Origin of the sequence: Exiguobacterium sp. s123, assembly GCF_018617075.1 — a bacterium.
Lineage (GTDB): Bacteria > Bacillota > Bacilli > Exiguobacteriales > Exiguobacteriaceae > Exiguobacterium > Exiguobacterium profundum.
Genome location: NZ_JACSJL010000008.1, coordinates 64,615 through 77,675, shown reverse-complemented (window position 1 = coordinate 77,675; position 13,061 = coordinate 64,615). Strand labels below are relative to the sequence as shown.

Below are 13,061 nucleotides of genomic sequence, written 5' to 3'. Positions count from 1 at the left end.
TCGGGCGCAAGAACGATAGGAAGCGAGATGGATTCCCTCTATAATAGAAGATAAGTGAGAGCAAAGGAGGTGAGCACATGCCATATACGAGAAGTAGAAAAAAAGAACGGAGTCCGAAAGTCTTTCTGTTGATATCTAGTTTAACGATTTTAGTTGGAGCCATTGTTTTCTATATATATGCATACAAGCCGGCGGCAGAACAAGATAAAATTCACGTCGCATTCAAAGAGGCCTTATTAGAAGAAGATCGTACCTTTTTTGAAGAAAAAGTCGAATATCTTGGAGAACCTTTATCGCGAGCGGAGGCTCTGCGATTCATGGGGTGGTTGAACGCTGAAAAGTCCATTCGAGGAGAGGCCATCGCAGAAGTTGCGAAAGACCGGGCCGACCGAACATCGGGAATGGAGGCGGACGGATTATTTCGTTTGATCGATACGGGGGAAGGGCGATATGGCTTTTCTGACTATCGGATTGAACTACTCCCACAACAAATTGATGTGACCTCGGACGTCCCATTGACGAATATTTGGATTGATAGGCAACAGGTAGGACGGATTGATGAAGCCGATGATACGTTATCGTTTGAACAGATGCCGGGACAATATGATGTCAAAGCGGTAGCGGTGACAAATGGAGAGACGGTCACGGAAACCGAAACGATTCAATTGATATCTTCTAAATCCATTGAGTATGCGCTTATGCCTGAATCGAACGAAGCCATTGCCGGACAATTTGATTTGAAGCGGGCTGAGTTGATTGAAATTGAAGTGGAGGCGCAAACGGGTCATTCACTCGAAACGGTCGATTCGTTAATTGGACAGTCGAGTCAGCAGGTTCAAGAAACGCTTGGTGAACCAGCTGGAAAGCGTGAAGGAAAATGGGACTATGAGCGATTGACTGTCACGTTTAAAGATGAGGAAGTGGAATCGATTCAGGTCGACCTCGATAAACGACCGGATGATTTGATTGCCCTCCTCGGTGAACCGAAAACGAAATCGGAACACCCGCTCGGAACAGAGTGGGATTACGGTCAATCGTTCTTCGAATCATTCTTTACGTTCTTTGGTCTTGAAACCGAAAAACAGTTTATCGAAAAGAACGACACGATGTATTTATTGATCCAATGAAAAAAGAGGGACATTCCGTAATGGAAGCCCCTCCGATACATAATCTTATTTTTTACGCATTGATTTCATAACGAATGATACAATCAAGATCAAAATAATCGCACCGATTAGAGCCGGGATAATCGCGATATCCGCAACGATTGGTCCGAAGTCACCAAAGATAAGTCCACCCAACCATGCACCGATGATCCCCGCGATGATGTTACCAATGATTCCACCTGGTACGTCCTTACCTAAAATCAATCCTGCTAACCAACCGATGATACCCCCGATAATCAAATAAAGAATAAACCCCATAAATCATTCTCCTTCCTCTGTTTTCCCATTGTTCTTTACAACGATTTTGTGGAACAATGGAAGTATTGATGTTTTATTTTAAAATGCCTTACAGTTCAGATTATTCCCATGTGACAACATTTAAAACATATACCAAGAAAAAAAGATGAAAATGAAAGGTGTGGTTTTCATGCTGCACGTCGATCGATTGAACGGCGGATATTTCGGTAAACAAGTTTTGCATGACATTTCGTTTGAAGTAAAAAAAGGGGAACTCGTCGGGTTGATAGGGCTAAACGGAGCTGGAAAGTCGACGACAATCAAACACATTTTGGGGTTATTGTCACCCCTCTCCGGAAAAATCGAAATTGATGGCGAGACATTAGATTCTTCCGAAAAGAATTATCGTAAGAAAGTGAGTTACATACCGGAGACACCGATTTTGTATGAAACGTTAACGTTGCAAGAACATATTGAATTGATGGGGAAGGCGTACGATGTGAATCCAGACGAGTTGGCTGCGCGCACGAAACGTTTGGCGAAAGAAATGCGGATGGAAAAGCAACTCGCCTGGTTCCCTTCCGTCTTTTCAAAAGGGATGCGTCAAAAAGCGATGATCTTGTGTGCGCTCGTGACGAAAACGCCGCTCTTGATTGTTGATGAACCATTTGTTGGTCTAGACCCACTAGCCATTCGTCAGTTGCTTCAATTATTTGATGAATATAAACAAGATTGCGCGATTTTAATGTCCACCCATATCCTTGAGACGGCGGAGCGGCACTGCGACCGATTCGTCTTCCTTCATCAAGGAGTCGTCATCGCGAGCGGAACAGCGGCCGAGTTGCGCAACGTGTATCGATTGTCGCCTGATGCGACACTTGATGATATATATGTAGAAGCAATCGCTTCGGAGGAACGGTCGTCATGAATCGATTTACAGCAAGGTTCGGAACCTGGATGGAAGAGGTCGTCAAGTACAGCCGCTACGTTGCGAACGGGGGACTGTTGTTCACGCTCTATTTCACCTTGATTTACGGGGCGTTCGTCTACAATAACTTCTTAGAACGAATCGATGGGACATTCCCAGGAACGTGGATTGCCGCGGGGGTCCTATTGCTCATGCCACTCGGTCATCGCCCGCGAACGTTCATTCAAGAGGCGGATCAAGTATTTTTGCTTCCGGAGTTAGGGGATATTCGTTCTTATATGGTGGGGGTACGTTTATTTAATCTCGTGTTTGCTGCATTGCGTGGATTGCTCGTCCTTCTCGTTTTACTACCGCTCCTCGTACGGACAGAGAGTTATACGAGTATCGAAGTGTTATCCGTCGTCGTGACGATGGTCATGTTGTCAGCTGCAGGTCGTTTGGCAAAAGTGGAAGGCGTACGTGAATGGACAATCCTACCGTTTGCGCTCGTGAGCGGCGCTTGTCTTTTAATGGATTGGACAGCGTGGGCATGGGTGCCCGCGTTCATGCCGTTCATTTTCTTACATGTGAAACGAAACGAGCGCATCCCACTCTTACACTGGTTGGTGCTTGAGGAGAAGAGTCGGGCTCAGTTTGAACGAGTGATCAGCTGGTTCGTCGATTTGCCGACCTTGAAAGAAGAGGTTCGAGAGCGCCGGGTGTTGACGCGGCTTCTAGAAAATCGGGTCCTACGGCGCGTAGATGCATCGCGTTACGTGTACGGACTTCGCATTCTCCGTTCGAACGACTCACTTGATTTGATTCTTCGCTTGACAGTGGTGGCGCTCATTGTCATGTGGATGTCGGGAGGATGGTACGTCGGATTGGTCACGCCGCTCTTCGTAGGCTTGACCGCGTTGCAGCTCGTTCCGTTATTTAAACGGTTAGAGGCGGTTTCCATCGTTTCCTGGCTTCCAATCACACGCGATGAGCGAATCGCAGGGTATTCGTGGTGGGCGATGCGACTGCTCGTCATCCAGTCCGTCGTTCTTGCGATTGCATCCATCGCTTTTGGTGCCACATGGGATGCGGCGGTCGGATTGGTCTTGTCTGTCATGGTCACACGCTATTACTTGAATCGATTGAAATAAAAAGAAGGACATCCCGCACAGGATGTCCTTCTCACGTGAGTAGATTATTTTTTAGGTGACATGACCGATACGCTCGAACCGAGAATCTTCGGGAGGCGTCCTGGTTTCTCAGTCGTTTCTTCGACTTCACCGTATGCCGATACACCATGTTCTGCGATGTCGAGGCCGACATCTTCTTGTTCTTCTGTGACACGGAGTCCGATTGTGACATCGAGAAGTTTCAAGAAGGTGTAACTTCCACCGCCGGCGATGACCATCGCGATCAACACACCGAGTGTTTGTACACCGAGCTGTGTCAATCCGCCACCGTAGAAGAGTCCGGCAGAACCGATCCCTGTGATCTCAACGAGTCGAGGCGATGCGAAGAAGCCGAGTGCGAGTGTTCCGATGATTCCAGCGACTCCGTGTACGGAGAAGGCGCAGAGCGGGTCATCCACATACTTCGCCATCAAGATGCTCGTTCCATATGTTGCAACCGATGCGAGTGCCCCAATGACGACGGCTGCCCACGGTTCGACGAACGCACATGCTGCCGTGATGGCGACGAGCGCCCCGAGTACTCCGTTGACGATTGTCGGGATATCCGCCGTCTTCCGATGGAGCATGACGATGGTCAGAGCACCGAGCGCACCAGCTGCTGTGGCGAGCATCGTTGTCAATGCGACGTAACCGAAGAATCCGTCAGCGACCGACATTGTCGAACCGGCGTTAAAGCCGAACCAGCAAAGCCAAAGGACGAGACCGCCCACGACTGTTAACACATGGTTATGACCAGCGAGTGATTCCGTTTTACGACGTGGTTTCAAAATGATTGTTGCCATGAGAGCCGCCATCCCACCTTGAAGGTGAACGACCGCCGAACCTGCGAAGTCTTGCATCCCCATTGATCCGAGCATTCCACCAGCCCATACTGAGCGAGCGACGATTGGATAGAGGATGGCAACGAAGAAGATACCGAACAGAACGTAGGCAGAAAGCTTAGCCCGTTCTGCAAATCCACCCCACGCGATGGCGAGAGAAACTGCAACGAATGATAACTGGAATAAGAACTTGATGTCGATTGAGACGTTCGCCCAGTCGAGGCTTGTGAACGATCCGCTTAAGAAGAATCCTTCTGTCCCAAACCAAGTTGTCCCGTCACCGAACGAGAGGCCGAACCCGACCGCCCAAAAAGCGAGTGCCGCCACAGAGAGGCTGATAATTTGTTTGACCGCGACGTGACCGGCGTTCTTCGCCCGAAGCGTCCCCGTCTCGAGTAATCCGAAACCTAATTGCATCGTCAATACGAGCAATGCAGCGATGAGTACATACAGCGTGTCCATATAATAGAGAATGTCTTCCATGTTCATGCCCTCCTTTTTCTTAGGTGCTTTCCAAAAGTTGACTTCAGTGTAAAACGAAAATTGCATGCTGGATTGCATTTTGTCAGATTATCTGACATAGTTTTTTTATTAAGGAGGCGAGGCTGAATGGACTACAAATCGAAGAAAGTGATCGGGATGGGTGTCGTGACTGAGTTGACGGGACTTTCAGAGCGCCAAATTCGGTATTATGAAGAAAAAGGTCTCGTCTTTCCGGAACGTACAAAAGGTGGTTCACGTAAATATTCTTTCCATGACGTGGAACGTTTAGTCGAAGTGGCGACCAAACTAGAAGATGGATGGCGAATTCAAGATATTAAAGAACGAGAACGACGATTGTCGGCGAAACAGCGGGATGATTTGATTCGGGGTCAGTTGAATTCAGCCTTCCGAACATTTCCGACAAAAAAATGACACAAAGAAAACACAATGAAAATGCTTCACATTAGCATAATTCTAATTAATTTCTGTATAATGTTTTTGAGTTCACAAACACGAGAATAAAGAATGTAGGAGAAATTTAGAGGGGAATGACGCGACGTATGAACGATACTATTTTAAAAGCGTTTAAAGGAGAGGCGACTGACTATGTACCTGTGTGGTATATGCGCCAAGCCGGACGCTACCAACCGGAATATCGAGAGATTAAAAAGACGAGGTCACTATTCGAGATCACGCATGATCCTGAACTTTGTGCATATGTCACGGAACTTCCGGTGAAACAACTCGGAGTCGACGCGGCCATTCTATATAAGGACATTATGACGCCACTTCCGTCTATGGGAGTCGATGTCGAGATCAAGAGCGGGATTGGACCGGTCATCGACAATCCGTATCGAACGATGGAAGATGTGGAACGTTTGAAACCGTTAAACCCGGAAGATATTTCATACGTTTTTGACACGATTCGTCTACTACGGGAACGACTAGAAGTTCCGCTTATCGGCTTCTCAGGCGCACCGTTCACATTGGCGAGCTATATGATCGAAGGGGGACCGTCGCGGAACTACCATCGTACGAAAGCACTCATGTATGCAGAACCGGATGTATGGAATGCATTGATGGAAAAACTCGGCGACATGGTCATCACGTATGCGAAGGCGCAAGCGGATGCCGGCATTCAAGCGTTCCAATTGTTTGATTCGTGGGTCGGGACGCTCAGCCGCAAAGATTATGCACGTTACATCAAACCGACGACGGAGCGTATCTTTAAAGAACTACGTTCACTCGACATTCCACTCATCATGCATGGTGTCGGAGCGAGCCATCAAATCGAAGAATGGCACGACCTTCCACTTGATGTGGTCGGGCTTGACTGGCGCCTGTCGGTACAGGAAGCACGGGACCGTGGTATTACAAAGGCGGTTCAAGGAAATTTAGACCCGTCGTTCTTGTTAGCTCCATGGCCGGTCATCGAAGAGAAGGTTAAGGAAATTTTAGATGAAGGAATGAAACAGCCAGGATACGTCTTCAACTTGGGACATGGGGTGTTCCCTGAAGTCGACCCGGCCGTACTCGTCAAATTGACGGCATTCATTCACGACTACTCACGCGAAAAAATGGGAGGCAACGAATCATGAAAACAGTCGGACTACTTGTCATGGCGTACGGCACACCGTACAAACCAGAAGATATCGAGCGGTATTACACGCACATTCGCTACGGACGCAAACCGTCACCGGAAGCACTCCAAGATTTGACGGAACGTTACGAAGCGATTGGTGGTGTATCTCCACTCGCAAAAATCACAATCGATCAAGCGGAGACGCTTCGTGACATCTTGAACGAGCGTCATGTAGGTGAAATCGAGTTCAAACTGTATATCGGATTGAAGCATATCGAACCGTTCGTAGAAGACGCGGTCGCGCAAATGGCGAACGACGGCATCAAAGAGGCGGTATCGGTTGTCTTAGCACCTCATTACTCGTCATATAGCGTCAAATCATACAACGGACGTGCTCATGAAGAAGCAGCGAAGTATGGCATCGACATTCGTTCGGTAGAGTCGTGGTATGATGAGCCGAAGTTTATCAAATGGTGGGCGAATGCGATTAACGATACGTATGCGTCATTGCCTGTACCGGCTGAAAAGACATGTCTCATCGTTTCAGCGCATAGTCTTCCTGAGAAAATCTTGGCTGGTGGCGACCCGTATCCGGATCAGTTGAAAGAAACAGCTGATAAAATTGCCATTGAGACAGGCGTCCCGCATTATGAGATTGGTTGGCAGTCAGAAGGAAACACGCCGGACCCATGGATTGGACCAGATGTCCAAGATTTGACGGCTGAACTTTATGAAAAGCATGGCTACGAGGCGTTCGTCTATACGCCGGTCGGCTTTGTTGCAGACCATCTCGAAGTATTGTTCGATAACGACGTCGAGTGTAAAGTTGTCTGTGACCGCCTCGGTGTTCACTACGCACGTCCGGCTATGCCAAATGCAGAGCGAAGCTTCATCGAAGCCATCGCGGATCGAATGGAAAGCGTGATTGTGCATCATGCGTAAATTCACGATTGTCGGTGGTGGGATCACAGGTCTCACCGCCGCTTTTTATGCAGAGCGTTATTTGCCGGAAGACGTGACCATCACGTTGCTCGAGGCGACGGATCGCCTCGGAGGAAAGATTGATACGTATGAAACGGGCGAGTTTGCGGTGGAACGTGGTCCGGACTCGTATGTCTTTCGTAAGACTGCGATGACGGAATTGATTGAAGACGTCGGTTTAGGCGATGAACTCGTTCGCAATGGAGTCGGTCAAGCTTACGTTCTTCATCATGACGGGCTCCACCCGATTCCGAAACAGACGGTGATGGGCATCCCGCTCGACGTCAATGCGTTTCGTGAGACGACGTTGCTTTCGGAAGAAGAGCACGAGGACTTGAAGCAGATGTTGCTGTCCCCTCCAGATGTAAAAGCGCCAGACTCGGACGTCTCACTCGGCCTCTACCTTCGTGAGCGTGTCGGGGACCCAATCGTCGACCGATTGATTGAACCGTTACTCTCTGGTATCTATGCTGGAGACATCGATCAAATGAGTGCGATGTCGACATTCCCGCAGTTCATCGAGGGAGAAAAGAAATACGGCAACTTGTATGAAGGGATGCGACACTTACGACCGGAACAACGAGTCGCAGAAGTCGGGGCAAAGAAGGTCGGTCAGTTCGCTTCGTTGAAACGTGGACTCAAGTCACTGACAGACCGCTTGGCAGAACGGTTGGAACGTACTGAAATCGTATTAAACTGTTCCGTCGAACAAGTATCCGAACGTGAGGACGGGTACCGCCTCTTCACGAATCGCGGAGATATCGACACGGACCATCTCGTGTTGACGGTCCCACCGCGCCTCATTCGTCAGTTCCTCCCGAAAGTCGACAGTGACTTTTTGGCGGACATGAAGCCACATGCGACGGCCACATGCTCGCTTGTCTTCAAAGAAGCGGATATTGAGCTTCCTTTCGTCGGGACAGGGTTCGTGACGAGTCAAGAAGCGGATGTGACAATCACGGCATGTACGTTCATCGACCAGAAATGGCCACATGCGGTGCCGGAAGGATATCACGTCCTTCGTGTCTTTTTAGGTCGTCCGGGGGCAGATGATATTGTCGAAGCATCCGATGAAGAAATCATCGAGACGGCATTACACGATCTCCGTGGCCTGATGCGCATTCATCGTGAACCGATTCAAACCGTCGTCAGTCGACTCCGTGATGGACTGCCTCCTTATGCGGTCTTTCATGCGGACCGTGTCAAAGCACTCCGAGCCGAGATGAGCCGGGTATATCCAGGCGTCATTCTCGCAGGAATCGCCTATGACGGAATTGGGATGCCGGACTGTGTGAAGAGTATTCGGGAACAAGTGAAGGCATTGCGTGAAAAAAATTGAGATTTGATGAAGGGAGGGTTCGGATTGTTCCGCAACCCTCTCTTTTTGTTATAGTTAGAAGCGAAAGAGAAAAAGGAGTGATGGAAGATGGCAACGTATAAACTTTTTGTATCAGACATGGACGGTACGATTTTGCACAACCACACCAAAATCGCGGATGAGACAGCGGAGATCGTTCGTGAAGCAGAGGCGGCAGGAATTCGCTTTGCGATTGCGACGGGGCGCAACTATGTGAATGCGAAACAGATTTTAGACGAGGTCGGACTCTCTTGCCCAATCGTATCGTCGAATGGGGGACGCGTGCTCGACACGTCGGGAGAAGTCCTTCACGAAATCGATTTGACGATTGATGAGGCGCTTCAAGTCATCAATGTTCTTCATCAAGATGACAAGTATGCGGACGTCTTTTATGAAATGTACACAGAAGCGGGACCCGTAGCGAGCCGTGGTGACTTGATTGAAGCGTCGATGAAAAACTTGAAAGCGAATGGTGACGACCGCTCGCTCGAGATGTACGAATTCTTTAAGAATCGCTATTACGTCAACGAAGACGTCAAAATTGTTGATGACATTGAGAACTTTATCCGACAAGAAGCGGGACGTGTCTACAAGTTCATCGCTTTCTCGAGCCACCTTGAGAAAATGAACGGACTTTGGAAAGAAATCGAAGACCAAGTCGAAGGAGTGTATGTTACGTCTTCAGGCAATGACAACATCGAAGTGATGGCACACGGTGCAGATAAAGGGAACGGTGTGACAAAACTTGCTGAACACTATGGCATCGATTTATCTGAAGTCGTCGTCATCGGGGATAACTTGAATGACGTGCCGATGTTCAAAGTGGCCGGAAAAGGAATTGCGATGGGCAATAGCCACGAAGACTTGATTGCCATCAGTGACCATGTCACCGAACGTCATGATGAGTATGGTGTGGCGAACGCATTGAAGCGCGTGATGACAGGTGAGTGGAAGTAAAAGATTTGTCGAGAACTCGTCTCGTTTCGTATAATACGAGTAACGAACATCCGACTAGGAGGAAATAAACTGTGAAATTTATTTTTAATCCGGATATCCGCGACCCGAAGATTAACTTGGCGGTCGAAGAGTATATCCTTAAACATCTGAACGTCGATCATGAAGATTACTTCCTGTTCTATATTAACGGTCCATCCATCATCATCGGGAAGAACCAAAACACATCAGAAGAAGTCAACTTGAAGTACATCGAAGAGAATGGCATCGATGTCGTTCGACGTCTCTCTGGTGGGGGCGCCGTCTATCACGATGAAGGGAACTTGAACTTCAGCTTCATCACAAAAGACGATGGCAACTCGTTCAACAACTATAAGAAGTTCACACAACCGATCGTGGATGCGCTTCGTAACCTCGGTGTCGAGGCAGAGCTGACGGGTCGTAACGACATTCAGGTCGGTGAGCGTAAAATCAGCGGGAACGCCCAATTCACGACGCGTGGACGCATGTTCAGCCACGGGACGCTCATGTTCAACTCGAACATCGAAGAGGTCGTGAACTCGCTTAACGTCTCGGAAGAGAAAATGCGTTCAAAAGGAATCAAGTCCGTTCGTAGCCGTGTGGCGAACATCACTGAATTTTTAGAGCGTGAGATGGAGATGGAACATTTCGTCGAGGCGCTCCTCCATTCGATTTATGATGGAGAACAACCGGAACGCTATGTACTTCGTGACGAGGATTGGGAAATCGTCCATGATATCTCGAAAGAACGCTATGCGAACTGGGACTGGAACTTTGGGAAGTCACCGAAGTTCGACGTCGAGTCGAAACGTCGTTTCCCAATCGGAACAATCGATGTCCGCTTGAACGTCAACAAAGGGACGATCACAGAAGCGAAAATTTACGGAGATTTCTTTGGTGTCGGTGACATCCAAGACGTCGAGCAAGCGCTCGTTGGGACGCGTTTCGAACGTGCGGCCATCCGTGAGCAATTGATGCAACTCGATTTGAAACATTACTTCGGAAATGTCGAGCTCGAGGAATTAGTCGATTTGATTAGTTAAGTTAGTCATGGCGGTCTCTACGGAGGTCGCCTTTTTTGGCAGTTTCGTGAACGTTGATCATACGGATTGCGCCTCGATGGGAGAAGGCGTATCATAATTTGTGCAAGCGCTTTCGTAGCGGCTGATTAAAAATAGGAGGAATCACTATGTATCGAAGGCTCAGTGAATGGATGGACCCGAGTCGGATGTGGGTGACGGAACAATCGACGTTTGAACGTGCGATGATGGCGGTAGGTCTTGAATTGGAACGAAAAGGCATGGTCAGTTCTTCATTTACGCGAGTCGTTCTCGATCAAGAAACGATCATTCCTTCCGGGGTAAGTGATGTCGCTGTGCCGGTTGCGGTCATCGATGTTCCTATCTCTATAGCGAAACGAGACGGTATTTCTCTTCTTCATCTGCTGAACACGTGTAAAGTAAAAACCATCACGGGAGAAACGATTCAAGCGAAAGCGATATTATTAATTACGGCTACGAATGAATCAAAGAAACAAAGCTATCATAAACTGATTGATGATTTGCTCATGGATGATGAATCCCTTCAAGCGCTCGTACACGTGAAAAGTCGCGCCGGATTGTTCCACTTACAGGCGAATTTTTTGGAAGCGTTTTCTTATTGAAACATTTCATGTACAATAGAAGTAATTGAAAAGAGCGCGGACAACGTGCTCTTTTTTATGGCTCAAAAGTGAATCATCATTCATTTAAAGGGGGATTACCATGGCAAACTTAGTCAAGTCACTACAAGAAGTAGTGATGGCTCACCCGCAGAAAGCAGCGTATGTGTTTGGGGAAGACACGGTGAGTTACGGACAGTTTTATGGGCAAGTCAAGGCGATGGCGTCGACGCTTGAGCAAAAAGGGATTGGACAAGGCGATCACGTCGCTCTCGTTCTCGGAAACAGCCCTGCGTTCCTGATTGCATATTTCGCTGTGTTGTCACGTGGAGGGGTCGTCATTCCGATCAACCCTACATACACGCCTGATGAAATGGCCTACATTCTGCTTGATGGGGATGTAAAAGGGATTGTTGGCTTATCACCGCTCGTCGCGCAGGCGGAAGCGGCACTCACGAAGTTGCCTCACTTAAAACTCGTGATTTCCGTTCCATATGCCGATGTTCCAGCATTGAAGCGGGAAGGGACGATTGAATTCATCCCATTCGCAGAAGCGTTTGCCGAAACAGAAGGAACGTTCATCGAAGTCGACGAGGATGAAGTTGCCGTCATCCTCTATACGAGTGGGACGACCGGAAAACCGAAAGGGGCTCTGCTCACCCATCGAAACTTGTTCTCAAACGCACATTCAATCGGAGAGTATTTAGACATCACTCCAGAGGATAAGGCATTGGCGGCATTGCCGATGTTCCACGTCTTCTGTTTGACGGTCATCGTCAATGCACCACTCCTTCGAGGGGCGACGATTGTCATCTTACCGAAGTTCTCACCACAAGATGTGTTCGATCTAGTACCAAAGCACCGTGTGACGTTATTTGCCGGTGTGCCGACGATGTACAATTTCTTGTTACAGACGGCAATGAAAGTACCGGCCTACACGTCTGCATTGAAGCATGTTCGCGTGTTCGTCTCAGGCGGAGCAAGCTTACCGGTTCAATTGCTCGAGTCGTTTGAGCAGATGTTCGAGTGCAAGATTCTTGAAGGATACGGTCTGTCGGAGGCGTCACCGGTCACCTGCTTCAACCCGCTCCATGGCGAGCGTAAAGCCGGGTCAATCGGCCCTTCCATCGTTCATGTCGAAAATAAAGTCGTCGACGAGCTTGGGGAAGAAGTCGGCGTCGGTGAAGTCGGAGAGTTGATTGTACGAGGCCCGAACGTCATGAAAGGGTATTACAAATTACCGGAAGAAACGATGATGACACTTCGGGACGGATGGCTCTATACGGGCGATTTGGCTCGACGTGACGAGGATGGTTACTTCTATATCGTCGACCGGAAGAAGGATATGGTCATCGTCGGGGGATATAACGTATACCCTCGTGAGGTAGAGGAAGTATTGTATCAACATCCGGATATCGTCGAAGCTGCCGTCATCGGTGTACCGGATGCGGAGCAAGGAGAAGCGGTGAAGGCATTCGTTGTCACGAAACATGACGGTGTCACGAAAGAAGAGATCCGTGCATATACACAAACAAAGTTAGCGAAATATAAGCAGCCGACTTATATTGAGATTATCGAGGAACTTCCGCGAAACACGACTGGAAAGATTTTACGAACGGTCTTGAAGAGCGAAGCGTTTCAAAATAGTTGAGTAGAGAGGGGCGACTACGAGTCGTTCCTTTTTTACCTTTTCGTTTGACAC

Annotated in this window: 13 protein-coding genes; 11 read left to right on the top strand and 2 right to left on the bottom strand. The window is 48.5% G+C overall.

Annotation, left to right across the window (positions count from 1 at the left end; genetic code table 11):
• The first annotated feature begins 77 nt into the window (after positions 1 to 77).
• Positions 78 to 1,127 carry a hypothetical protein gene (locus tag KNO72_RS13245; protein ID WP_214758441.1) on the top strand — a complete coding sequence of 350 codons (1,050 nt, stop codon included), beginning with the start codon at positions 78 to 80 and terminating at the stop codon, positions 1,125 to 1,127.
• Positions 1,128 to 1,172: 45 nt separating this feature from the next.
• Here KNO72_RS13245 and KNO72_RS13240 read toward each other — a convergent pair whose 3' ends face one another.
• The gene (locus KNO72_RS13240; RefSeq protein ID WP_031421191.1) at positions 1,173 to 1,424 is read right to left on the bottom strand and encodes a GlsB/YeaQ/YmgE family stress response membrane protein; all 252 of its coding nucleotides are present in this window, start codon (positions 1,422 to 1,424) and stop codon (positions 1,173 to 1,175) included.
• A 169-nt stretch (positions 1,425 to 1,593) separates the two neighbouring features.
• Between KNO72_RS13240 and KNO72_RS13235 the strand changes: the two genes are divergently transcribed.
• Positions 1,594 to 2,331, top strand: a complete 738-nt coding sequence (locus KNO72_RS13235) for an ABC transporter ATP-binding protein (protein WP_251024805.1) — start codon at positions 1,594 to 1,596, stop codon at positions 2,329 to 2,331.
• Positions 2,328 to 3,461: an ABC transporter permease gene (locus tag KNO72_RS13230; RefSeq protein WP_078146423.1), complete on the top strand. Its 1,134-nt coding sequence runs from the start codon at positions 2,328 to 2,330 to the stop codon at positions 3,459 to 3,461. The genes KNO72_RS13235 and KNO72_RS13230 overlap by 4 nt, the downstream gene beginning before the upstream one ends.
• Before the next feature lie 44 nt (positions 3,462 to 3,505).
• Here the strand turns inward: KNO72_RS13230 and KNO72_RS13225 are convergent, their stop codons facing one another.
• Positions 3,506 to 4,810 carry an ammonium transporter gene (locus KNO72_RS13225; RefSeq protein WP_251025634.1) on the bottom strand — a complete coding sequence of 435 codons (1,305 nt, stop codon included), beginning with the start codon at positions 4,808 to 4,810 and terminating at the stop codon, positions 3,506 to 3,508.
• A 120-nt stretch (positions 4,811 to 4,930) separates the two neighbouring features.
• On the opposite strand from KNO72_RS13225, the gene KNO72_RS13220 reads away from it, so the two are divergent.
• The 8 genes from KNO72_RS13220 to KNO72_RS13185 all read left to right on the top strand — a co-directional run bounded on the left by KNO72_RS13220 (position 4,931) and on the right by KNO72_RS13185 (position 13,010).
• Positions 4,931 to 5,236, top strand: a complete 306-nt coding sequence (locus KNO72_RS13220; protein WP_015880942.1) for a MerR family transcriptional regulator — start codon at positions 4,931 to 4,933, stop codon at positions 5,234 to 5,236.
• Positions 5,237 to 5,352: 116 nt separating this feature from the next.
• Positions 5,353 to 6,402 (top strand): uroporphyrinogen decarboxylase, encoded by a 1,050-nt coding sequence (hemE, locus tag KNO72_RS13215; protein WP_015880943.1) that lies wholly within the window; start codon positions 5,353 to 5,355, stop codon positions 6,400 to 6,402.
• Positions 6,399 to 7,328, top strand: a complete 930-nt coding sequence (gene hemH, locus KNO72_RS13210) for a ferrochelatase (protein ID WP_078146425.1) — start codon at positions 6,399 to 6,401, stop codon at positions 7,326 to 7,328. The genes hemE and hemH overlap by 4 nt, the downstream gene beginning before the upstream one ends.
• On the top strand, positions 7,321 to 8,706 hold the full coding sequence (hemG, locus tag KNO72_RS13205; protein ID WP_078146426.1) for a protoporphyrinogen oxidase: 1,386 nt from the start codon (positions 7,321 to 7,323) through the stop codon (positions 8,704 to 8,706). Before hemH ends, hemG begins: the two co-directional genes overlap by 8 nt.
• A gap of 87 nt (positions 8,707 to 8,793) precedes the next feature.
• Positions 8,794 to 9,681, top strand: a complete 888-nt coding sequence (locus KNO72_RS13200; RefSeq protein WP_078146427.1) for a Cof-type HAD-IIB family hydrolase — start codon at positions 8,794 to 8,796, stop codon at positions 9,679 to 9,681.
• Positions 9,682 to 9,752: 71 nt separating this feature from the next.
• Positions 9,753 to 10,742: a lipoate--protein ligase gene (lplA, locus tag KNO72_RS13195; RefSeq protein ID WP_015880947.1), complete on the top strand. Its 990-nt coding sequence runs from the start codon at positions 9,753 to 9,755 to the stop codon at positions 10,740 to 10,742.
• A 146-nt stretch (positions 10,743 to 10,888) separates the two neighbouring features.
• Positions 10,889 to 11,362 carry a PTS sugar transporter subunit IIA gene (locus tag KNO72_RS13190; RefSeq protein WP_214689351.1) on the top strand — a complete coding sequence of 158 codons (474 nt, stop codon included), beginning with the start codon at positions 10,889 to 10,891 and terminating at the stop codon, positions 11,360 to 11,362.
• A gap of 100 nt (positions 11,363 to 11,462) precedes the next feature.
• Positions 11,463 to 13,010, top strand: coding sequence for a long-chain-fatty-acid--CoA ligase (locus KNO72_RS13185; RefSeq protein WP_078146431.1), 1,548 nt, complete (start codon positions 11,463 to 11,465; stop codon positions 13,008 to 13,010).
• The last annotated feature ends 51 nt before the right edge of the window (positions 13,011 to 13,061 follow it).

Excerpts from the sequence above, each read along its gene's own strand:
- KNO72_RS13245 (WP_214758441.1), top strand. The coding sequence starts at position 78 with ATGCCATATACGAGAAGTAGAAAAAAAGAACGGAGTCCGAAAGTCTTT.
- KNO72_RS13240 (WP_031421191.1), bottom strand. The coding sequence starts at position 1,424 with ATGGGGTTTATTCTTTATTTGATTATCGGGGGTATCATCGGTTGGTTA.
- KNO72_RS13235 (WP_251024805.1), top strand. The coding sequence starts at position 1,594 with ATGCTGCACGTCGATCGATTGAACGGCGGATATTTCGGTAAACAAGTT.
- KNO72_RS13230 (WP_078146423.1), top strand. The coding sequence starts at position 2,328 with ATGAATCGATTTACAGCAAGGTTCGGAACCTGGATGGAAGAGGTCGTC.
- KNO72_RS13225 (WP_251025634.1), bottom strand. The coding sequence starts at position 4,810 with ATGAACATGGAAGACATTCTCTATTATATGGACACGCTGTATGTACTC.
- KNO72_RS13220 (WP_015880942.1), top strand. The coding sequence starts at position 4,931 with ATGGACTACAAATCGAAGAAAGTGATCGGGATGGGTGTCGTGACTGAG.
- hemE (WP_015880943.1), top strand. The coding sequence starts at position 5,353 with ATGACGCGACGTATGAACGATACTATTTTAAAAGCGTTTAAAGGAGAG.
- hemH (WP_078146425.1), top strand. The coding sequence starts at position 6,399 with ATGAAAACAGTCGGACTACTTGTCATGGCGTACGGCACACCGTACAAA.
- hemG (WP_078146426.1), top strand. The coding sequence starts at position 7,321 with ATGCGTAAATTCACGATTGTCGGTGGTGGGATCACAGGTCTCACCGCC.
- KNO72_RS13200 (WP_078146427.1), top strand. The coding sequence starts at position 8,794 with ATGGCAACGTATAAACTTTTTGTATCAGACATGGACGGTACGATTTTG.
- KNO72_RS13190 (WP_214689351.1), top strand. The coding sequence starts at position 10,889 with ATGTATCGAAGGCTCAGTGAATGGATGGACCCGAGTCGGATGTGGGTG.
- KNO72_RS13185 (WP_078146431.1), top strand. The coding sequence starts at position 11,463 with ATGGCAAACTTAGTCAAGTCACTACAAGAAGTAGTGATGGCTCACCCG.